The sequence below is a fragment of the Dyadobacter sp. genome (assembly GCF_051859145.1).
GTDB lineage: Bacteria > Bacteroidota > Bacteroidia > Cytophagales > Spirosomataceae > Dyadobacter.
In genome coordinates this window covers 1-19,282 of the sequence record NZ_JBHYGF010000179.1, presented here as the reverse complement: position 1 = coordinate 19,282, position 19,282 = coordinate 1, and the positions used below count along the sequence as shown (strand labels likewise).

The window sequence follows — 19,282 nt, the reverse complement described above, 5'->3', positions numbered from 1 at the left end:
AAATCCAAATCTATTAAAATTGTTTACTTTAAAAGTTCGCCCCGGTAGTGACCTCAAGTTCACGCGGGTAAGGTACCGTAGGAAGTAATCCCATCTTCTGAATAATCAATCCGCCCACGTCCCTGGCTATATAAGTCATCAATCCGCCACCCAAACCTGAGTAGCCTTCCCGACTGATTATATATAGGTCCCTATGCAAGGGATATCTTTTAAATTCCAACCCACTTTGAAACGGTTGAATGTAATCCGACAAAGAATCCGGATTTGTTTTCTTGGAGACTCCTAACACGTGAATGCCCTTCGACAGTTCCTCAGATGCCAATGAATGACCATCACTAATCCAGTTCACACCAATAAATCCGAGATGTAAAGGATTTTTTCTAACGTCTTCAATGACCTTCTCATTAGAACCTGCTGAAATAATCCTCAAATTTCTAATATCCTTGACCTTAAATTTCTCAAGAATATAATTCAGGTTACTTGCATTGGCATTATCAAAAACGAGCGTAATCAAACCTTGCTGGTTACCATCCTTCAACTGAGCCCAATCCTTAATTTTTCCTTCCATAATAGCCTGCACTTCGGCCATTGTGATCAGGCTGTCGGAATTGGATTTACTAACGACCAATGCTAAACCGTCAGTCGCAATATGCTGGTATTTCTGACTGCCTTTTTGACGTTTGATGATCTCTAATTCCTTCTCATTCAGCTGCCTGGTAGCAAAAATGATGCGTGCGCTATCATTTAAAAACTGCCTGATCGCTTCTTGCTCCGGCTTGTAGTCAATCTTAAAATGCGTATTGGGATAAATCCCTTCGTAAGCATTCGTAAGCGAGTTAACCAATGGCTTGAAAGATTCATCAGAAGCAACCGTGATTGTACCCTGCCGCGGGTTATCCAGATTACCATTCCCAGACCCGCAATTCAGCAAACCAAACACTCCGCTAGTACCTAATACTGCAAGTCCTAATAACCTGAATTTCATAATTCTTCCTGATTTCTTCTTCGCCAGACCCTGTATCCTCTGTAAGCACCATACAAAATAAGTGTGCCAGCAAACGCGTACCTTGCTACGCTTCCGATTGGTAACAACCTAAAAGACAAGGAGGAGAGGATCAAAAAGACCCCTCCTCCTATGTATGTCAAAGCCATTACCACAGAGGTCAGATCACCGATCTTCTCATGCAATGGTTTTTCCCTCATGAGTTACTCCAGTTGGAAATTGATCGGCAGGTTATATTTAACACGAACTGCACGTCCTGACTGCTTACCTGGTTTCCACTTCGGCATTGCTTTCACAACACGGATAGCTTCTTCATCGCAACCAAAACCCAATCCTTTTAACACTGACACATCCTGGATACTTCCATCCGTATTAACAACGAACGACATGAAAACCCTTCCGGAAACGTTAGCACGAGATGCTGCACTTGGGTATTTAATGTTTTTGCTTAAATACTTGTACATCTCGGAAGTACCTCCTGGAAACTCAGGTTGCTGCTCCACCACTGTAAAAACCTTTTCAGGCTCAGGTGCTGCTTCAACCACTGTACCCTTACTTGGGGCTGCAACAGCTTCGGGAGCTACAATGATTTCATTTGCGTTGGGATCTCCTTCGATGGTTTTGTCAGCAACAACAGCTTCTTTGATCTCTTCAACTGTTGGTGGTGGTACCTCCTCAGGAACTTCTTCATCCTTTTTAACTTCGGGAGGCAAGAACTTAACTGTGTTCACCTTAGGCTGCTCTACTGGCGGCGGTGGTGGCGGTGGTGGTTCTGCCGGGTCAATTGGCGGCGGTGGTATTTTCATTAGATCCACTTCAACCATCACCTCCTCTTCTTCCTGCCCTGCTGTCAACTTGTTAATGATTGACGGAGTAAACATTGCAAGAACAAAAAGTACAGCTCCGATTATTGTGGCCTTCGTAACGTCAGCACGATAGCCTTTACGAAGTTCAAATGCACCGTACGCCTTATTACGATCAGCAAACACTATATCATCCAGTGTTGCATTCGGGCCTAGTTCTGCCATGGCGCGTATTAGTTAATAGGTTAGTTAAAATTATTAGTCTTTCGGAACAATCTTGTCACCCAACAGCTTCTTTTCAGAATCCGTCAAAGTTTCAACGAGCGCATACCTTTTGGATTTTGTAATTGCCATTTCATCCAGTACGTCAACCATATTCTTGTATGTTGAAACCGGAGTTGGCTTAATTACCACCACAAAGGCATCGTTTCCTTTTTCATCTTTTGGGTTTGCTGCATTGATACGTTTCTGAGAAGCAAAAATTACGCTCCTTAAATCAAATCCGTAACGTGTTGTCTTCAAAGACGCTTGCGCCTTATCATCATCAGCAGCTACTCCATCCAGATAATATACATCATCATTTGCACCCATGAAAAGGGTCAAAACTTTTGATGCTTTTAAAGGTTCGGTTTTCTCCTGATCTTCTTTATCAGTCTTATCGGGTACTGCCAACGACATCGAGGTTGGTTTCGACATTGTTGTTGCAAGCATGAAAAACGTGATAAGCAAAAATCCCAAGTCCACCATTGGTGTCATGTCTACGCGGGTAGACATCTTTTTACCCCGAACCTTACCGTCGCCTTTGCCACCACCACCCGATTCTTCAATTGCTGCCATTTCTTGCTTTAATTAAAATGAATTACTTAATAACACCCTAATCGTTTGTGTAGCCGGCAGGCGCTTGCTCACTACCTGTAATCAGGTTGAACTTGTTAATGTTCTGTGACTGTAAATTAGCCAGTACATCCTTGAACACAGGGAACTTCGCCAGGTTATCTCCTTTCAGAGCGATACGAAGCTGGCTGTTTGCTTTACGGGCCGCATAAACCCAGTCAGCTAATTCGCTGGCACCAGTTGAGTCAACAGGAATACCAGGTTGCTTCACTTGGGTCATTTGGTCTTTCGGCATGTTCAGCCAGGGTTTCAATTGATTCAAAGGAAACCCAAAACTAGACTGTACAGCGAATTTAGCTTTTTCAGTATCTGTGAATGTGATCCCTTTCGATTGTCCAATGTTTTCCAACATTGCCGCTCTTGTGGGCTGGGCATCCACGCCAAAGAACACTTTACCTGCTTTGTCAATACTAATGACCATGATATCATCATCCGGAACTTTGATCTGAGAAATCGAAGATGGAGTAGTAATCTCAGCATCGTTCGACTTAAAAGTCGCCGTCATAATGAAGAAGGTCAATAGTAAGAACGCTACATCAGTCATCGCCGTCATATCGGTATGCGGGGCGTGCTTCTTAGGTCTTACCTTTGCCATAAATCAAATATATAAGTTTTTTTTATATTAACGAAACTACACTATTAAATAGTTCATTAAACTATCAATAATGTGCAGCAAAGTTTGACTGAAGGCTCATGCCGATTTCGTCAATGCTGTAAGTAAGATCGTCAACACGGCTGTTAAGGTAAGCGTATGAGATTGTAGCAATCGCCGAAGTACCGATACCTAATGCAGTATTGATAAGGGCCTCAGAGATACCAGTTGCAAGAGCAGCTGAGTCAGGTGAACCTGATGTACCAAGAGCCGCGAACGCTTTAATCATACCGATTACCGTTCCAAGAAGTGCAAGAAGAGTAGATGCACCGGCAAGTGTTGCGATAATCGTAAGGTTTTTCTGAAGCATTGGAAGTTCAAGCGTAGTAGCTTCTTCGATTTCTTTCTGAAGAGCAGCCAGTTTTTGTTCTTTATCCAAAGCAGTTTCAGTAGTAAGCTGTCTGTATTTCAAAAGACCTGCTTTGATTACATTACCAACAGAGCCTTTTTGTTTGTCGCACTCTCTAATAGCTTCTTCGATTTGGTTTTTGTCCAAAAGGCTTCTCACCTTACGAACGAAAGAATCGATGCTGCCTGATCCGCTTGCTTTGTTCAAAGTGATCAAACGCTCGATTGTAAATGTTAATACGATTAGGAAACAGGTCATCAAAATTGGTACGATTGGACCTCCTTTGTAAACGATTCCATAGTAATCACCATCGATTGGTCCTTTTTCGTGATCACCATCTTTAAAGTGTTCGGGAGCTCCCAGAACGAAAATGTACACGCATAATGCAATCGCAAATAGTAGAGGGATTACCAATGCCGGGTTTAAACCGCCTTTGCCTTTTGTTGCCGCCGCAGCAGGCTTTGGAGCAGGTGCCGGACTTGTAGCTTTCTTTTCCATCAGACTTACTTTTAAAGGTTAAATTGAGATTTTGGTTGTGAATTAAATAAAATTTTTGGTAAAAACTGGTTTTGGTAAAATAAAATTTCGATTGGCTTTTTCAGTTATCGACATCTACAAAAGTATGAGTTTTCCTTTTAAAAAAAAGCAAGCTTTTGGTCAGATTTTTTATTCCTTATTTCAACTGAGTGCTGAAAAATTGAATATTTTAAAGATCGCCTTGCTCACTATTTTTTTAATAATTCTGAGTTTAGTACTGATTAAGAACAAAATATCTATCTCCCAACATCATAAGTTATTTGTACTCTTTGCGCGAAAGTCTTCATACATGTTTTTTAAACCGGCATTTTGCATTTCAAAATATTTCAAGAATAACTTAGAAAAGCAAATATTATTTTTCTCCTACTAAGTGTCTTAACAACAATTTTTAAACTATCATTTCAGAGTAGTGTCTCTTTCCGCCAATATTGACAAAAATCAACATCAGCACAGGCTCCATTTTTTGGCAATTTTGCATGCTAAAAACATGCCTAATTATCCTGCCACAGTAGCGGTTTGGCAAAAATGAGGTAATTTTGACATTCTGCCAGTAGGTACCCCAGCAACTTAACAAATTCATAATACCATGAAAATCGATCGCGACGCACTTTACAAGGTAGCCCACCTGGCCCGCCTCGAAATACGTCCTGAAGAAGAGGAAGCTACATTAAAGAGTATGGATTCCGTATTGAACTGGATGGACCAGCTCAATGAGATCGATACGGAGGGAGTTGAGCCGCTGACCCATATTCTTGATGAAGTGAATAACTGGCGCAGCGACGAAGCCGCCAACACACTGACCAGAGAAGATGCACTTGCAAATGCGCCTCTCAAAAATGAGCGCTACATTATGGTGCCAAAAGTGATTGAATAAACCCGATCAATGCAGGGTAAAAAGATCGGCATCGGACAGTGCAGGAAAAGCATTCCGGTAAGTTTCAAGCTCACTTTTTGAAAAATGTACAACCTTGATTACTTCCTTATCGCCTAGCATGCAGGCTGGCTCTCCCAGATAGTCCAGTGCAACAGAGTCACCCTGGTAATGTAAACCGTTCGCATCTTTTCCTATCCTGTTCACGCCCACAACATAACTCTGATTCTCGATAGCCCGCGCTTTCAACAAAGTATTCCAGGCGTGCGCTCGCTTGGCAGGCCAATTTGCTACATATATAAGTACATCAAAGGGATCAGCGGCATTGTTTCTGCTCCAAACCGGAAACCGGAGATCATAACAAATCAAAGGTGTAATCTTCCAGCCTTTCCAGTTCAGGGTCACCCTGCTATTGCCCGGCTTATATGCCAGGTCTTCTTTTCCCATTGTAAAAAGATGACGCTTGTCGCTGAAAACGAAAGAAGAGTCAGGTTTTACGCAAAATACGCGGTTATAAAAATTGCCTTCCTCTTTAACCGCAAAACTTCCGATCACCAATGCATTCGTCTGGGCCGCCATCTGCTTCATCCATCGCGTAGTGGTCAGATTAACAGGTTCTGCGACAGCAGTATTCATTGTAAAACCCGTATTAAACATTTCAGGTAATACAATTACATCTACCGGCTCGGTGATACCAGCAATCTTTTCTTCAAGCGAAGCGAGATTAGCCGTAACATCTTCCCAGTACAAATCTGTCTGCACCAGTGCTACCGATAGTGTATCTGCATGTAATTCGGCCATAATACCTCGCTGCTAAAAGTGGCTATATATATATGTACCTACCGCCGACCGGGAAAGCGCATTCTGTAATCCGCGTCCACATTCCCTTTTGAGATATCGGTCAGCTTCTTTTTGATAAACTGCCTTTTCAGGGTAGGAAGATAATCCACGAAAAGCTTGCCGAGGAGATGGTCATACTCGTGCTGAATAACCCGCGCGGCCATACCTGAATACACTTCTTCGTATTCATTCCATTCAATGTCACGGTATCTGATGCGCACAGTTTCAGGTCGGTACACATCGCCGCGTATGCCCGGGATGCTCAGACAGCCTTCTTCAAACGCCCATTCTTTTCCGGTTTCTTCCAGGATTTCAGGATTAATGAAGGTTTTCTTGAAATCAGCGAGTGACAAATCGGGCTCATCATCTTCGTCTTCCTTTTCAGCGAAAGGTGTTGCATCTACTACGAAAACCCTCACATTCAAACCAATCTGCGGCGCAGCCAGTCCAACTCCATTTGCAGAATGCATTGTCTCGAACATATCCTCCGAAAGCTTTTTCAGGTCCATTTCATCTTTTTCGATGAATCGGGTTGGCTTTCTTAAAATCGGGTCACCGTAAGCTACAATCGGGTAAATCATTGGTTTTTAACTTTATTGACTACTAAAATTTCTTGCATTGCCCCTACTCTCCATAAACGACTGGAGAATAATAGTGGCACTTACCTTATCTATATTCCCTTTCTCTCTCCTGTCGCTCTTCCTGGACCCTGCTGAAATCATAGATTGCAGCGCCATGGAAGAGGTAAATCTTTCATCATGCGTGTGAACAGGTATTTCTGGAAAGTCTTTTTGGATCAACTTAATAAAAGCCTGAACCCTGGCCGCATTCTCACTATCGGTATTGTCCATCTTTTTAGGCATACCTATTATAAATGCCTCGACTTGCTCCTGTGAAGTATACTTTTTCAGGAAGGTTCTCAATTCGTGCGTAGGTACCGTATCCAGCGCCGTCGCGATGATCTGCAATGGGTCTGTTACGGCAATTCCGCTGCGTTTGGATCCGTAATCAATTGCAAGTAATCGCGCCATTTCTTAAAGATTGTTAACAGGTTGCAAAGATAAGACCTTTCAACTAGCTTTTCCCGATGAACGAACGGATAATCCGAATTGAAAAGGGGTGATAGAATCCAGTTATATTTGCGGCATGATTGACAAGCGTTGGATACACCATCCTGAATTTACATCCGAGCAACAGCAGACTGTTGCAGAACTTGCCGCTGCCCTGAACCTGAACCCTTCGCTGGCATCCTTACTGGTACGCCGCGGCATTCTCGATTTTGAACAATCCCGAAATTTTTTCAGGCCTGAACTCGCACATATTCACGACCCTTTTTTGATGAAGGATATGGATATGGCGGTCAACAGGCTCATTGAAGCGATTGACCGTGGCGAGAAGATTTTGGTTTATGGAGATTACGATGTGGATGGAACCACCTCAGTGGCATTGTTCTATGGTTTTCTAAAAAGGTTTTACTCAAATCTTGACTACTACATCCCCGATCGCTATGAAGAAGGATACGGCGTTTCGTGGCAAAGCATTAACTGGGCGAGCGAGCACGGGTTTTCTTTAATAGTAACCCTGGATTGCGGTGTTAAGTCAGTAGATAAAGTAGAAGCAGCGGCAGAACAAGGAATTGATTTCATTATCTGCGACCACCACCGGCCCGGCGCGGAATTGCCCAAAGCAGTAGCTGTACTTGACCCAAAAAGAGAAGATTGCGAATATCCCTACAAAGAACTGACCGGCTGCGGCGTGGGATTCAAGCTTTTGCAGGCTTTTTGCATCAGGCAGCACATTGATATAGAATCGTTGTTTGAATACCTGGACTTGCTGGTTGTCAGCATTGCCGCTGACATCGTACCAATTACAGGCGAAAACAGGGTACTTGCATTTTATGGTTTAAAGAGGCTGAATGCATCTCCAAGAACCGGAATCAAAGCACTGATCCAGGTTTCAGGAATGAGCGGGCATTTAGATATTACGAATGTCGTATTCGGATTGAGCCCGCGCATCAATGCTGCTGGCAGGATCAAGCACGCGAAAGAGGCGGTTAGGTTACTTCTCTCCGAGCAGGATGAAGAGGCCATGGAATTTGCGATGGAAATCAACAAGCATAACACGGAGCGGCGGACATTCGATTCCAGCATTACCGAGCAGGCGCTTTATATGATTGAAAATGACGATTGGTTTTCCACAGCTAAAAGCACCGTGCTTTACAAAGAAGACTGGCACAAAGGCGTAATCGGGATTGTGGCCAGCCGCTGCATTGAAAAATACCACCGTCCTACAATCATATTAACCCATTCACATGGAAAAGCTGCAGGATCGGCGAGGTCTGTGCCGGGATTTGATGTGTACGAAGCAATTGAAGAATGCGCGGACCTGCTTGAACAATACGGCGGACACACTTTTGCAGCCGGACTTACACTGCCGCTCCAAAACCTGGAAGCATTCAGATCCCGCTTTAATGAAATCGTAAGCAGCAGGATTCTTCCGGACCAAATGGTACCGATGATCAATATTGATACATTGCTCCATCTTGAAGCAATCTCGCCGAAATTCTATAATATCCTCCGGCAAATGGGCCCCTTCGGTCCCGGAAATATGACGCCCGTTTTTGAATCCAGATTGGTGACTCTGGCAGGCAGACCGAGCATTATGAAAGAAAAACACATCAAGTTTGATGTAAAACAAGGCAACTCACAGGTTTATACCGCAGTAGGTTTTGGGCTGGCCCAGTTTTATCCGGATCTTGTCTCGGGTAAGCCGTTTTCAATCTGCTATTCGCTGGAAGAAAATAACTTTCGCGACAAAAAAACGTTACAACTCTCTTTGAAAGACATTAAGCTGCACGAAAACGATGCAGTAATCTGAATTGACGGACATGATACTGAAAACCGAGAACCTGGTTAAAAAATACGGCGCACGATTCGTCAATAACAATGTAAGCTATCAGGTAGAACAAGGCGAAATCGTAGGATTGCTTGGTCCAAATGGCGCCGGCAAGACTACCTCTTTTTATATGGCGGTCGGACTGGTGAAACCCAACAGCGGGAAAGTGTACCTGGACGACAAGGATATTACAAGTCTGCCGATGTATAAGCGAGCCAGGCTTGGGCTCGGTTATCTGGCGCAGGAAGCTTCCGTTTTCCGGACACTGACTGTGGAGGAAAATATCAAAGCTGTACTCGAAATGACAGATCTCTCCCGAAATGATCAGAAACTGAAAGTAGAAGAGCTCATCGAGGAATTCCACCTGGCGCACGTGCGAAAAAGCAAAGGAATGGTATTGTCAGGCGGAGAAAGAAGGCGCACAGAAATTGCCCGGGCACTTGCAGTAGATCCAAAGTTTATACTACTCGATGAACCGTTTGCTGGAGTTGACCCGATTGCAGTAGAGGATATTCAGAGTATAGTTGCCAAACTGAAACATAAAAATATCGGTATCCTCATCACCGATCACAATGTAAATGAGACACTTTCCATTACAGATCGAGCCTATCTACTATTTGAAGGCAAGATCCTGAAACAAGGAACGGCCGAAGAACTAGCCGAAGATGAAGTAGTGCGGCGCGTCTACCTGGGTCAGCATTTCGAATTGAAGCGCAAAGTCTGAACAGGCAGCAAATAGAAAAGGGAACGCTACCAGGCATTCCCTCTCTTATAATTATTCACCATGAACTGTATTACAAGCTGCAAGGCTAACTGTTCTTTATTTCTTGGGGCATTTTTTGCAGTGCTTTCCCTTCTTCTTATACTTTTCACAGCATTTTTTAAAAACGCATTCAGACTCTCCTATCACCGACTTCATCCACGAATCACGTTGCTCTGATACCATACTGCACTCATTTAAAACAAAAACGCTCATCCCCTTGACAGTTATAACCTAGACAAATGTAAGAGCTATTTAGAATGATTCAAATTTTTGTCCACAATTATTTTGAACAAATCTAAATAAGTTCATTTGGTTACTTAATTTTTTCCCAGATCTCATGAATAGGCTTTCCTTCACTGCTCTTTCCGCTGTGGTCCCATCTTCCATTTTCAAGCTTGTAATCGAAGCTCAATGAAGTTCCCACCCGATTGTTGTCTTTCGAAAAGAACTGGATTTTTTCGGTGTACTTACCATTTTTAGCTGTGTAAGTACCACCGCCGGTTGCATAAAAACCTTTCACCGCAGGATCAATTGCAAACCATTGAAACCTTGTTGCCGAGAGCAGCTTTAAGGTTTTACGTGTTCCCTCCTGATGAATCTTAACAAGTTCTCCCTGTGCGCCATTCGCTCGTTCAGTAATATGCCAGGCGCCCGCCATAGGGACATTCGTAGCGTCGTCGACACGCATCCATACCATCGCCTCTTCATATTTTAATGTCAGGATATCGTCTTTTACCGTCACCGTAAAAACAATTGGAATCCCGATCTTAGCTGTATCTGCTGAATTGAATTCGGGCGTATAGGTCATCTGGTCGCCGCTCATTGTGAATGGACCGCCTTCTGTGCGCTCAAAGTATTTGTTTCCAACACTGTAAGAGGCAATCACCATATAATTATCCGCAACAATGAGCGTTGATGCGCTGCCGGTTGGTTCCTGTGACTTCCACGCACCTTTGGGTACCTGCGGCAGGCGATCCTGCGGCAGGCGATCCTGGGCAAAAGCAACCATTGAAATCAAAGCCAGGATGGTTGTAAGTATATGTTTCATTTTTGACTGATTTTGTTAGCACTATATACGTCATCAAAATTATGCCAAGTCTGTCTTCCACCCGGCATTAAACTACCTTAGTATTTCTTTCAGCACTTCCAGCGACTTGATTTCACCAAGTCCGTCCAAATGTATTTTATAGAAGAAAATGAGCTTTTCCAGAATTCTGAGCCTGCGGCTCCTGTCAAGTATGATGCGCGTGCCAAAGGTCGAATACAATAATTGCTCGGAAGCTGCATGCTCAGAACTATCTGCCGAATGCGGGTAATTATTTTCTTTCAGCTCGTTTTCCAGGTCCTCGATTGTTTCAATACCAAATCCCAGAAAAGAGGCGAGCTGCAAGAGAAACTGGATATGGAAATTCTCAAAATTGCTTTCCGCATTGTCGAGAAAAAGAACCGATTCTTCGATATAATGGAACAAGAACTCATTCTGCTCCTCTTCCCTCAAAGTTTTACCAAGAATTTCTGTAACAAAAAGGGCAAGACTAGACTTGATCACATCAAATGGGATACTGTGGAAAGGCGCATAGCATTTCAGCTCCGACAGTCTGTGAATGGTATCCTCCTTGCTTTTATGATACACAACCATATCCAGCAATGTAAGTGGCTGGAACAAAGCAATTTTGTTTGACTTTGACTTAGAACTTCTTACGCCATTTACAATGTAGGTCTGTATACCAAATGCCTCCGTATAGATCTTCGAGATAATGGAAGATTCCCGGTAGCGAATGTAGCTCAGTGCAATTCCTCTGGTTTTATGCAGCATACCGGATTCTTTTTGACCAAAAATACTTATCTTTCCGTTAGATAGGTTTCCATTACACTCAACGCAAAGCACCAATATAATTATCTGCCGTTGTAATTGTGATAAACCGTTCGCTGTTTTGAAGGGTTTAATAACTCTCTAAAAATCGGCGTTATCTGAAATTTTTTGAGCTAAAGGATTTGTACCTTTGTAAGAAGTAGCGAACTAAACCAAGGTTTAAATTCGTTGATGTTAACATTAAGGTAATACGCTTTGCGTAGCTGCAAACATTCATATTTGTAAAGCATTCCTCTTCCTATGAGCGACGCCATTAAGCATGAGTGCGGCATAGCACTTATCCGTCTTAGAAAGCCCTATCAATACTACATCGACAAATACGAGACGCCCCTGTACGCTGTACACAAGCTTTCGGTAATGATGGAAAAACAGGTAAACCGGGGACAAGACGGAGCCGGAGTAGCCAACATAAAAATCGAAGTACCACCCGGGAAAAGATACATTAGCAGATACAGATCCGTAGAACCTCAGCCACTTACGGATATTTTCTCCAAAATTCACAAGAAATTTCGCAAAGGTCTCAAGAATCACAGAGACCGCTCCATGGATGCCAAATGGCTTCAGGAAAATCTTGCATTTACAGGAGAAGTGTGGCTTGGACATCTTCGCTACGGAACGCACGGTTCCAATGAAGTTGAAAACTGTCACCCAATGCTTCGTCAAAGCAACTGGAGAAGCCGCAACCTTGTGATGGCGGGCAATTTCAACATGACAAATGTGGACGAGCTTTTTGGCAAACTGGTTTCACTTGGTCAGCATCCAAAGGAAAAAGTGGACACGGTGACCGTGATGGAGAAAATTGGACATTTTCTGGATGAAGAAAACCAGCGCGTGTTCGAAAGGTTCAAAGGAATCTATGAAAATCCGACACTTTCCGATGTTATTGAAGACAACATAGACTTGCAGCACGTACTATATCGCTCGTGCCGCGATTTTGACGGAGGTTATGCGATGTGCGGATTGACAGGTTATGGCGCTTCATTCGTGATCCGCGATCCTGCCGGCATTCGCCCTGCTTATTATTATGCTGATGATGAAGTGGTTGTAGTGGCTTCCGAGAAGCAAGCTATTAAAGCTGCCTTCAATGTAGACTATGATCAGATTACCGAGATCACACCGGGATCTGCATTGATCGTTGATAAAAACGGAGAGTATAATGAATTCCCGATCCTGCCACGCTTGGAAAAACGGTCATGCAGCTTTGAGCGGATTTACTTCTCGAGAGGGACCGATCCAAATATTTACTATGAGCGCAAGCAGCTGGGTAAATTGTTGATTCCTCAAATATTAAAGGAGATCAATTACGATCTTGAAAACACCATTTTCTCCTACATTCCCAACACAGCCGAAACTGCATTCCTTGGAATGATCGAAGGTTTGGAAGAATATCTTGCGAAAAAACGCAAGCAGGCGATTATGGAGGGAATTCTTTTCGAGGAAGACCTGGAAAAAGTGCTTTCATTCCGCCCGAGAATTGAGAAATTGGTAACGAAAGATGTAAAATCCAGAACTTTCATTACCGCCGACGCGCTGCGCGACGATATGGTATCCAGCGTTTACGATACTACTTTCGAGGTTGTTCGTAAAAATGTGGATACAGTAGTAATTATCGACGACTCCATTGTTCGCGGAACCACGCTGGAAAAAAGCATATTAACTATGCTTGACCGCCTGAAACCAAAGAAAATTGTAGTTGCGTCTTCGGCGCCGCAAATCCGTTTCCCTGATTGTTACGGAATCGATATGTCGAAAATGAAAGACTTTGTCGCATTCCGTGCTGTTCTCAAGTTGTTGGAAGAAAGAGATCTTGAATATCTTTTAGAAGATGTTTATACCCGGAGTGTAACTTCCATTGCGACTAAAAACCCATATCACACCAACTTTGTAAAGGCACTCTATGAACCTTTTACCGACGAAGAGATATCGCAGAAAATCGCAGAAAGCATTCGTCCGAAGGATCTGAATGCAGAACTCTCAGTAGTCTTCCAAACGGTTGAAAACCTCCATAAAGCCTGCCCTGATCACTTGGGAGACTGGTACTTTACAGGAAACTATCCAACGCAGGGAGGTAACAAAGTAGTGAACAGAGCTTTTGCCAACTCTTATGAAGGGAAGCTGGAAAGAGCTTACTGATAAAAGATGAAATGACCCATAGCCGCTCGGGAACCGGGCGGCTATTTTTTTTACACGTCGCATTCGCCTAAATTGCCTGCTAAAATAAACCTGTAACCAATGATGAATTTTAACAAAACCTGGTCTGCAAAGATCTTCTCTTTACTACTCGCCCTTCTTTTTATGGGCACTTTCGCGAAAGCACAAACAACCACAGGAACACTGAATGATCTTGCCTTTCTGGAAGGCCACTGGCTTGGTACTTACAACGGCGGCCCCCTTGAAGCTTCGTGGACAGCTCCCGCAGGAAACAACATTATGGGCTATATCCGGATGATCAAAGACGATAAGCCTGCTTTATATGAAGTGTTTGCATTCGAACCAGGTGAAAAAGGCCCGATTGCAAGAGTGAAGCATTTCAAGCCAGGTCTGATCGCGCTGGAAGAGAAAAATGTGTCGGACACTTACAACTTTATCGAAGCAAAAAAGAACCAGGCTTTGTTTGAGAAAGATGACGTTTCAGTGAGGATCATTTACGAAAGACGCTCACAAAATCAGCTGGTAATTCAGAGAGGAAAAATGGAGAATAATAAATGGGTGTTTATTGACCTGTTTGTCTTCAATCGCATTCCATAAATAGCATTACCGCAGTTAAAAAGGTGATAGTTGCTCCGCAGCTATCACCTTTTTTAGTTTTTGATGATCAGGTAAACGCCCGCGACGAGTAAAACTGCTCCCAGTATCCTTGGCATTGAAATCTGGTGGACGACGAAGCCTTGCAACCCAAAGTGGTCGATTGTCATAACCGCTGCCATTTGTCCGGCTACCACGAGGCAGATCATATTTGCAGAACCAATGTGGCGAATGATCATGATCACCGTTAACACATAAAAAGCACCCAGCACACCGCCCATAAACCTTGTCCACGGAACCTGCCTGATCTCGCTGAATGAAGGAATTGGGTTTTGATTGAAGCAGGCATATGCGATTAGCAGAACCACCAGCCCTCCAAAAAATGAGATAATTGCCGCCAGGATCGGGTTGTTGATAGACTCGCGCAACTGCACATTCACACCGGATTGTACCGCATTCGAAATGCCGATCAGGAATGCCAGGACCAGAAAAATCCAGTTCATTTTAGAGGTTTTAATAAACATATGTTAAAGCTTGCGACTATTGTTGCAGCTCGTCGAGATCGTCCGGATCAACAGTTTTAAAATGACCGTACACACGCAGAATGATCGCAAGTGCTACCGTCACTTCCGCAGCGGCTACTACCATGACGAACAATGCGAACAATTGCCCGCTCAACCGCTCCCCATCATACCGGCTGAATGCCACCAGATTAACATTAACTGCATTGAGCATTAACTCAATACCCAGGAGCATTCCTATAAAATGGCGCTTGGTAATAGCAATACCCAGTCCGGCCGAGAACAGAATTGCCCCTACGATCAGGTAATGGTAGATTGTAATGGAAGTCATTTGGCAGGGTTTCGGTTCATGGCGAGATATGCGGCGCCAACAAGTGCTACCAGCAGCAAAATAGCCGTAATTTCAAAAGGTAACAAATGGCTTGTCATCAATTCGACTCCGATTGTTTTGATCGTCGATCGGTTTTCTACGGCTTCGCCTGCCATTTTGAAATTGGCCGAGAAGATAATCCTGAGTAAAACCAATCCGCAGCCAACACCTGCAATTACCCCCGCAACTGTACGGGATATCGGTACTTCAACACGATTATGCCTGGTCGGATCGCTGTTTTTGACTGCCTTCTGCGTGAGCATAATACCGAAGATCAGCAGCACCAGGATTCCCCCCACATAAATCATGATCTGCGAAACGCCCAGAAAATCCGCGCCTGCCAGTACAAACAACGCACCTACTCCCAGAAATGCCAGAAAAAGCGCAAATGCACCATAAATCAGGTTTTTCGAAAAAAGAATAAAGAGCGCGGCTGAGATCGCGATAAGGGAAAATGCGTAAAATGCTGCTGCTTCCATACTGTTATTATGTTAAATCACCTGCTACTCTTTTGGCGGCTTCGGCTTCATAGTTGGCCTGAATGCAGGTTTTGCTGGTACCGGAGCTTCTGCTGGTGCTTCCGAAACAGGCTTTTCTACATTTTCCTCAGCAGCAGCTTTGGGCTTCATGGTTGGTCTAAACGCAGGTTTCGCTGGTACCGGAGCTTCTGTGGGTGTTTCCGAAGCAGGCTTTTCAACATCCTCCTCAGCGACAGCTTTCGGCCTCATGGTTGGTTTAAATGCAGGTTTCGCTGGTACCGGAGCTTCTGCTGGTGTTTCTGAAACAGGCTTTTCAACATTCTCCTTAGCGACAGCTTTCGGCCTCATTGTTGGTTTAAATGCGGGTTTCGCTGGTACCGCAGCTTCCGCAGGTGTTTCTACAACTGGCTTTTCAATATTTTCCTGAGGAACTACTTTCGGCTTTAATGTAGGACGGAAAGCAGGTTTTGGAGCTGCTGTTGCTTCGGGCTCAGCAGCAGGATTCTCATTGGTTATACTCGTATCAACAGGCTTTTTAGGTTTGAAAACCGGTCGTGCTGGCTTCGGCTCTTCTGCATTTGCTGTTGCTTCTGCCGGCTTCTCTTCAACCTGTGGCTTAGGCTTAATTGTAGGTTTGAATGCAGGACGTGGCGCTGCTGGCTCTGCGGGCTGTTTTGCTTCCAAAGGTTTGGCAGCCTTAGCAGCTTCTTTTTCCTTTTGAAATTGTTCCAAAAGCGCGCGTTTCTCGTCAGCCTGCTCCGGTGTGAGGTTGGAATAATTGTAAACCATATCCCGCACATCAAACTCACTGTAATCAAAAGTCTTGGTCATCGTGAGGCACTCCGTTGGGCAAACCGTCGTACAAAGGCCGCAATAGCAGCATTTGGCCATATCAATGTCAAACTTGGCAGCATACAGCCTGATTGGCGACCCGTCCGATGCGCGACCTACCTCCTCAATTGCGCGAATGGGCTCAATTTCAATGCAATCCACCGGGCACACTTTCACACATTTATCACAGACAATGCAATCATCTATTTCATTATGAAGCCGGTACCGACCGTTATCGGGAATGGGGATAGTTTCCAGTGGATACTGAATGGTGACCATCCCATCGTTCTGACTGTAAAAATCATCAGAACGGATATCAACCAGCTTTCTCCTGTTTCTCGCACCCCACAAATGCTGCAGCGTCAACCGCAATCCTGTCATGGTGGTCGTAATTCCTTCTGATATATTTTTAAAGTAAGTCGACAAGTCGTTTTTGATTATGGGATTATACCCTATTGCAAAGATAGAGTAAGTGAATGAAAACAGACCTTAATACAACTTGCTGATTACAATTTCGGTTCAATTATTTTAATGTAAAAATCGCCAATTCAGCCAATTAACTCCCATTTGTTAAGATCAATTCTTGAATGAGGGAAAGGTATTTGTCAGCCAGTCGCTTTCTATCGAAATGCTGTTTGGCATATAAATAACCATTGTTTCCCTGATGCTCAGCAAGTTCCTTGTTTTTAATGTAAAACCGGACCTTTGCTGCCAGATCTTCTGACCGCTCGGGTTCAACAAATGTACCCGCATCAGCCTGCTCGACCAATTCCCTGGATATTCCGTCAATCGCGATCAGCACAGGTTTTCTGCAAGAAAAGTAATCGAAGGTTTTGTTACTGTAAACAGTCTTGAAAATTTCCGCACGCTTTAACACCGACAAGCCTGCATCTGCTGCCAGAATGTATTCAAATACCTTCTCTTTGGAGACTTGCGAAATGAAAGTCACATTCCTCAAATTCCTCCTTTCAACTTCATTCATCAACATCTGCTTTTCAGCCCCGTCACCTATTAGCAGGAAATGTGCGCGGGTATCGGTAAGTAACTCTGCCGCATTAATCACCTGTATCAATGCATTTGCAATGCCGTGCGCACCAACATAAATCAGCACAAATGCATCTTTGAGCCCCAATTGCTGCCTGAATGCATTTTTATCAAAGTTGGCATCAATCTGTTCCGCCACTGCAAAGTCTGCCGCATTTGGAATAAAGCAGATTTTTTCCTTTTCTACATGCTTTTGATGGATTAAAACCTCCCGGAATGCAGGAGTAAGTACATTGATCAACTTTGCCTTTTTATATAAAAAACGCTCAAACAAATAAGAAACTCTGATCAGGCTCTTGCTGGTAAGAAGCCCGGTACCTATCGCCGACTCAGGCCACAAGTCCCTCACTTCCATAATAAATGGAATCTGTTTCCACCAAGCCAGCAGCCAGCCCGAAAAACCGATAAAGAGCGGAGGAGAAGTTACCAAAACTGCATCATACCTGTCTCTCGCATAGAAAACACCGCCGATAATTGCGGAAAGGACAAAGGAAAAGTATCCCAATAACCTGCCCAAAAAGCCGGAATGATACTTATCAGAGACAAAACAGCGAATTACCCGCACCTCAGCCGCATTGGTAGTATCAGTAAACCACTTCTTTCCAGAAGTATTTCCTGAACACATTAATGCACATTTCCGGCAAGTACCGTCACCCGATGGCCCTGCTCGGTCCAGATCCGGCTCATTTCATTCCACCTTGACCCGCCACCTTCATTGTCTCTGAGAAAGAACTGGTGTATCAACAAAATATGCATACATGATCAAGTAATGTGCGAGATTTCTGTTCGGATGTAGCTGCCGGTAAATGGAAAAGCCAGTGCAATGCATTCTGTTTTGCTGCCGTAGAATTCGGAGAAGTAGCCGGGTAGCTTTTCAGGAACAATGGATTTATTGTCTTTACCGACCGCTGTGATCCGGTAGTTTTTAAGGAAAGTATCGTCGGGATGCCAATGTTGTTTTGATACCATATTCCCGGGCACATTTTCAAGCCAATCTTCAACAATCCAATGCAGCCTGCCAATGGTTTTTGATATCCGCCTTCTGTGCGTAACAGGCTTGTTCAGGAAAGTAAATCCTGTGAATTCTCCTTCTAAAATGACTGTTGCGTCGCAACAAAAAGCGGCTCCGTTTGCATTTCGTACCCAATGTGACCAGGTAAAGCCCGAGCCTTTTCTCATTTGATCATATTCTCCTATTGTAACTGTATTATGCGCCGCAGTGCCGGCGAAACAGCCCGCCCAATTTGCTTCCGTATTATAAGAGTATGTTCCCGCATCGCGGAGAATATTCCTTCCTTTCACCCAAATGTCAAGATGTAGATTATCAGCTTGAAATGGACGATTATGATAAGCGGCACAGCGAAGTAAAGTGATCGTTTGATCGTCCCGAGCCACATAGTAACCGCCAACTTTGAAGTCTTTTGTAGCGGGAGACATAGCTGAGGAAGGTTTGCCCTCGGCAGTTGGCGGAACAATACCAAACCAATGCGCCTCTTCATCCCAGCTGCCGCTGCCATATTGAGCGGGCATATTTAAAAGTGTGGCTAATGCATGTAACTGCGGACGAAAATCACGGAAATGGCATTCAGTAAGCGGAAAGAATAATGCTCCATCATTGTTACCCAGATTGGCCAGCTGTCCACTTTCATCATCCTGGCACATTTGCAGAAACAAAACCGTTTGGCGGGCTTTCCGGTAAGTTTCATTGTTAAATCTGTCACCATTCAACTCACCCAAACGCAGTGCCCAGGTCAGCAATTGTACTGCTACGCGGTGGTAGTTCATAGAAAACTGAATGTAACTCCCGTCTTC

22 protein-coding genes are annotated in these 19,282 nt (G+C 44.0%); 5 read left to right on the top strand and 17 right to left on the bottom strand.

Annotated features, from left to right (window positions below; genetic code table 11):
- Positions 1–28: 28 nt before the first annotated feature.
- From ACTIE6_RS11805 to ACTIE6_RS11785, 5 genes are all read right to left on the bottom strand, one after another.
- On the bottom strand, positions 29–985 hold the full coding sequence (locus tag ACTIE6_RS11805) for a substrate-binding domain-containing protein (RefSeq protein ID WP_439556828.1): 957 nt from the start codon (positions 983–985) through the stop codon (positions 29–31).
- A gap of 221 nt (positions 986–1,206) precedes the next feature.
- Positions 1,207–2,031 carry an energy transducer TonB gene (locus tag ACTIE6_RS11800; protein ID WP_439556827.1) on the bottom strand — a complete coding sequence of 275 codons (825 nt, stop codon included), beginning with the start codon at positions 2,029–2,031 and terminating at the stop codon, positions 1,207–1,209.
- A gap of 33 nt (positions 2,032–2,064) precedes the next feature.
- Complete coding sequence (locus tag ACTIE6_RS11795) at positions 2,065–2,643, bottom strand: ExbD/TolR family protein (protein ID WP_439556826.1); 579 nt, start codon at positions 2,641–2,643, stop codon at positions 2,065–2,067.
- A 37-nt stretch (positions 2,644–2,680) separates the two neighbouring features.
- Positions 2,681–3,295, bottom strand: coding sequence for an ExbD/TolR family protein (locus ACTIE6_RS11790; RefSeq protein WP_056279515.1), 615 nt, complete (start codon positions 3,293–3,295; stop codon positions 2,681–2,683).
- A 64-nt stretch (positions 3,296–3,359) separates the two neighbouring features.
- A complete protein-coding gene (locus ACTIE6_RS11785) occupies positions 3,360–4,199 on the bottom strand; it encodes a MotA/TolQ/ExbB proton channel family protein (RefSeq protein ID WP_439556825.1) in 840 nt (279 codons plus the stop codon).
- 625 nt (positions 4,200–4,824) lie between these two features.
- Between ACTIE6_RS11785 and gatC the strand changes: the two genes are divergently transcribed.
- Positions 4,825–5,112: an Asp-tRNA(Asn)/Glu-tRNA(Gln) amidotransferase subunit GatC gene (gatC, locus tag ACTIE6_RS11780; RefSeq protein ID WP_056279510.1), complete on the top strand. Its 288-nt coding sequence runs from the start codon at positions 4,825–4,827 to the stop codon at positions 5,110–5,112.
- Between the two features lie 6 nt (positions 5,113–5,118).
- Here the strand turns inward: gatC and ACTIE6_RS11775 are convergent, their stop codons facing one another.
- From ACTIE6_RS11775 to ruvX, 3 genes are read right to left on the bottom strand one after another with little or no spacing between them, the layout of a single operon-like run.
- A complete protein-coding gene (locus ACTIE6_RS11775; protein ID WP_439556824.1) occupies positions 5,119–5,910 on the bottom strand; it encodes an amidohydrolase in 792 nt (263 codons plus the stop codon).
- Positions 5,911–5,948: 38 nt separating this feature from the next.
- Positions 5,949–6,530 carry a peptide deformylase gene (def, locus tag ACTIE6_RS11770; RefSeq protein WP_056279506.1) on the bottom strand — a complete coding sequence of 194 codons (582 nt, stop codon included), beginning with the start codon at positions 6,528–6,530 and terminating at the stop codon, positions 5,949–5,951.
- A 12-nt stretch (positions 6,531–6,542) separates the two neighbouring features.
- Complete coding sequence (gene ruvX / locus ACTIE6_RS11765; RefSeq protein ID WP_439556823.1) at positions 6,543–6,980, bottom strand: Holliday junction resolvase RuvX; 438 nt, start codon at positions 6,978–6,980, stop codon at positions 6,543–6,545.
- A 115-nt stretch (positions 6,981–7,095) separates the two neighbouring features.
- Between ruvX and recJ the strand changes: the two genes are divergently transcribed.
- Together recJ and lptB are read left to right on the top strand one after the other, a co-directional pair.
- On the top strand, positions 7,096–8,826 hold the full coding sequence (recJ, locus tag ACTIE6_RS11760) for a single-stranded-DNA-specific exonuclease RecJ (RefSeq protein ID WP_439556822.1): 1,731 nt from the start codon (positions 7,096–7,098) through the stop codon (positions 8,824–8,826).
- A 10-nt stretch (positions 8,827–8,836) separates the two neighbouring features.
- Positions 8,837–9,568, top strand: coding sequence for an LPS export ABC transporter ATP-binding protein (gene lptB / locus ACTIE6_RS11755; protein WP_439556821.1), 732 nt, complete (start codon positions 8,837–8,839; stop codon positions 9,566–9,568).
- Positions 9,569–9,920: 352 nt separating this feature from the next.
- Here the strand turns inward: lptB and ACTIE6_RS11750 are convergent, their stop codons facing one another.
- Positions 9,921–10,655 (bottom strand): hypothetical protein, encoded by a 735-nt coding sequence (locus ACTIE6_RS11750; protein ID WP_439556820.1) that lies wholly within the window; start codon positions 10,653–10,655, stop codon positions 9,921–9,923.
- A 72-nt stretch (positions 10,656–10,727) separates the two neighbouring features.
- Complete coding sequence (gene recO, locus ACTIE6_RS11745; protein ID WP_439556819.1) at positions 10,728–11,423, bottom strand: DNA repair protein RecO; 696 nt, start codon at positions 11,421–11,423, stop codon at positions 10,728–10,730.
- A gap of 297 nt (positions 11,424–11,720) precedes the next feature.
- Between recO and ACTIE6_RS11740 the strand changes: the two genes are divergently transcribed.
- Both ACTIE6_RS11740 and ACTIE6_RS11735 read left to right on the top strand, forming a co-directional pair.
- The gene (locus ACTIE6_RS11740; protein ID WP_439556818.1) at positions 11,721–13,613 is read left to right on the top strand and encodes an amidophosphoribosyltransferase; all 1,893 of its coding nucleotides are present in this window, start codon (positions 11,721–11,723) and stop codon (positions 13,611–13,613) included.
- Between the two features lie 102 nt (positions 13,614–13,715).
- Complete coding sequence (locus ACTIE6_RS11735) at positions 13,716–14,228, top strand: DUF6265 family protein (RefSeq protein ID WP_439556837.1); 513 nt, start codon at positions 13,716–13,718, stop codon at positions 14,226–14,228.
- A gap of 53 nt (positions 14,229–14,281) precedes the next feature.
- On the opposite strand, the gene ACTIE6_RS11730 is transcribed toward ACTIE6_RS11735, so the two are convergent.
- The 7 genes from ACTIE6_RS11730 to ACTIE6_RS11700 all read right to left on the bottom strand — a co-directional run.
- Positions 14,282–14,728, bottom strand: a complete 447-nt coding sequence (locus ACTIE6_RS11730; protein WP_439556817.1) for a DMT family transporter — start codon at positions 14,726–14,728, stop codon at positions 14,282–14,284.
- Positions 14,729–14,765: 37 nt separating this feature from the next.
- Entirely contained in the window at positions 14,766–15,077 is a 312-nt protein-coding gene (gene nuoK, locus ACTIE6_RS11725; RefSeq protein WP_439556816.1) for an NADH-quinone oxidoreductase subunit NuoK, read from the bottom strand.
- Positions 15,074–15,595 (bottom strand): NADH-quinone oxidoreductase subunit J family protein, encoded by a 522-nt coding sequence (locus tag ACTIE6_RS11720; protein ID WP_439556815.1) that lies wholly within the window; start codon positions 15,593–15,595, stop codon positions 15,074–15,076. Before ACTIE6_RS11720 ends, nuoK begins: the two co-directional genes overlap by 4 nt.
- A 24-nt stretch (positions 15,596–15,619) precedes the next feature.
- The gene (locus ACTIE6_RS11715; protein WP_439556814.1) at positions 15,620–16,852 is read right to left on the bottom strand and encodes a 4Fe-4S binding protein; all 1,233 of its coding nucleotides are present in this window, start codon (positions 16,850–16,852) and stop codon (positions 15,620–15,622) included.
- 130 nt (positions 16,853–16,982) lie between these two features.
- Positions 16,983–18,095, bottom strand: coding sequence for a glycosyltransferase family 4 protein (locus tag ACTIE6_RS11710; protein ID WP_439556813.1), 1,113 nt, complete (start codon positions 18,093–18,095; stop codon positions 16,983–16,985).
- Positions 18,095–18,226, bottom strand: coding sequence for a hypothetical protein (locus ACTIE6_RS11705; protein WP_439556812.1), 132 nt, complete (start codon positions 18,224–18,226; stop codon positions 18,095–18,097). The genes ACTIE6_RS11710 and ACTIE6_RS11705 overlap by 1 nt, the downstream gene beginning before the upstream one ends.
- A 6-nt stretch (positions 18,227–18,232) precedes the next feature.
- Positions 18,233–19,282 (bottom strand): heparinase II/III family protein (locus ACTIE6_RS11700; RefSeq protein ID WP_439556811.1); only part of this gene is annotated, 1,050 nt, incomplete at its 5' end.

Coding starts and splice junctions, on each gene's coding strand:
- ACTIE6_RS11735 (WP_439556837.1), top strand. CDS start 13,716: ATGAATTTTAACAAAACCTGGTCTGCAAAGATCTTCTCTTTACTACTC.
- lptB (WP_439556821.1), top strand. CDS start 8,837: ATGATACTGAAAACCGAGAACCTGGTTAAAAAATACGGCGCACGATTC.
- ACTIE6_RS11805 (WP_439556828.1), bottom strand. CDS start 985: ATGAAATTCAGGTTATTAGGACTTGCAGTATTAGGTACTAGCGGAGTG.
- ACTIE6_RS11720 (WP_439556815.1), bottom strand. CDS start 15,595: ATGGAAGCAGCAGCATTTTACGCATTTTCCCTTATCGCGATCTCAGCC.
- ACTIE6_RS11800 (WP_439556827.1), bottom strand. CDS start 2,031: ATGGCAGAACTAGGCCCGAATGCAACACTGGATGATATAGTGTTTGCT.
- recO (WP_439556819.1), bottom strand. CDS start 11,423: ATGCTGCATAAAACCAGAGGAATTGCACTGAGCTACATTCGCTACCGG.
- nuoK (WP_439556816.1), bottom strand. CDS start 15,077: ATGACTTCCATTACAATCTACCATTACCTGATCGTAGGGGCAATTCTG.
- gatC (WP_056279510.1), top strand. CDS start 4,825: ATGAAAATCGATCGCGACGCACTTTACAAGGTAGCCCACCTGGCCCGC.
- ACTIE6_RS11705 (WP_439556812.1), bottom strand. CDS start 18,226: ATGCATATTTTGTTGATACACCAGTTCTTTCTCAGAGACAATGAAGGT.
- recJ (WP_439556822.1), top strand. CDS start 7,096: ATGATTGACAAGCGTTGGATACACCATCCTGAATTTACATCCGAGCAA.
- ACTIE6_RS11710 (WP_439556813.1), bottom strand. CDS start 18,095: ATGTGTTCAGGAAATACTTCTGGAAAGAAGTGGTTTACTGATACTACC.
- ACTIE6_RS11790 (WP_056279515.1), bottom strand. CDS start 3,295: ATGGCAAAGGTAAGACCTAAGAAGCACGCCCCGCATACCGATATGACG.
- ruvX (WP_439556823.1), bottom strand. CDS start 6,980: ATGGCGCGATTACTTGCAATTGATTACGGATCCAAACGCAGCGGAATT.
- ACTIE6_RS11785 (WP_439556825.1), bottom strand. CDS start 4,199: ATGGAAAAGAAAGCTACAAGTCCGGCACCTGCTCCAAAGCCTGCTGCG.
- ACTIE6_RS11775 (WP_439556824.1), bottom strand. CDS start 5,910: ATGGCCGAATTACATGCAGATACACTATCGGTAGCACTGGTGCAGACA.
- def (WP_056279506.1), bottom strand. CDS start 6,530: ATGATTTACCCGATTGTAGCTTACGGTGACCCGATTTTAAGAAAGCCA.
- ACTIE6_RS11740 (WP_439556818.1), top strand. CDS start 11,721: ATGAGCGACGCCATTAAGCATGAGTGCGGCATAGCACTTATCCGTCTT.
- ACTIE6_RS11795 (WP_439556826.1), bottom strand. CDS start 2,643: ATGGCAGCAATTGAAGAATCGGGTGGTGGTGGCAAAGGCGACGGTAAG.
- ACTIE6_RS11730 (WP_439556817.1), bottom strand. CDS start 14,728: ATGAACTGGATTTTTCTGGTCCTGGCATTCCTGATCGGCATTTCGAAT.
- ACTIE6_RS11750 (WP_439556820.1), bottom strand. CDS start 10,655: ATGAAACATATACTTACAACCATCCTGGCTTTGATTTCAATGGTTGCT.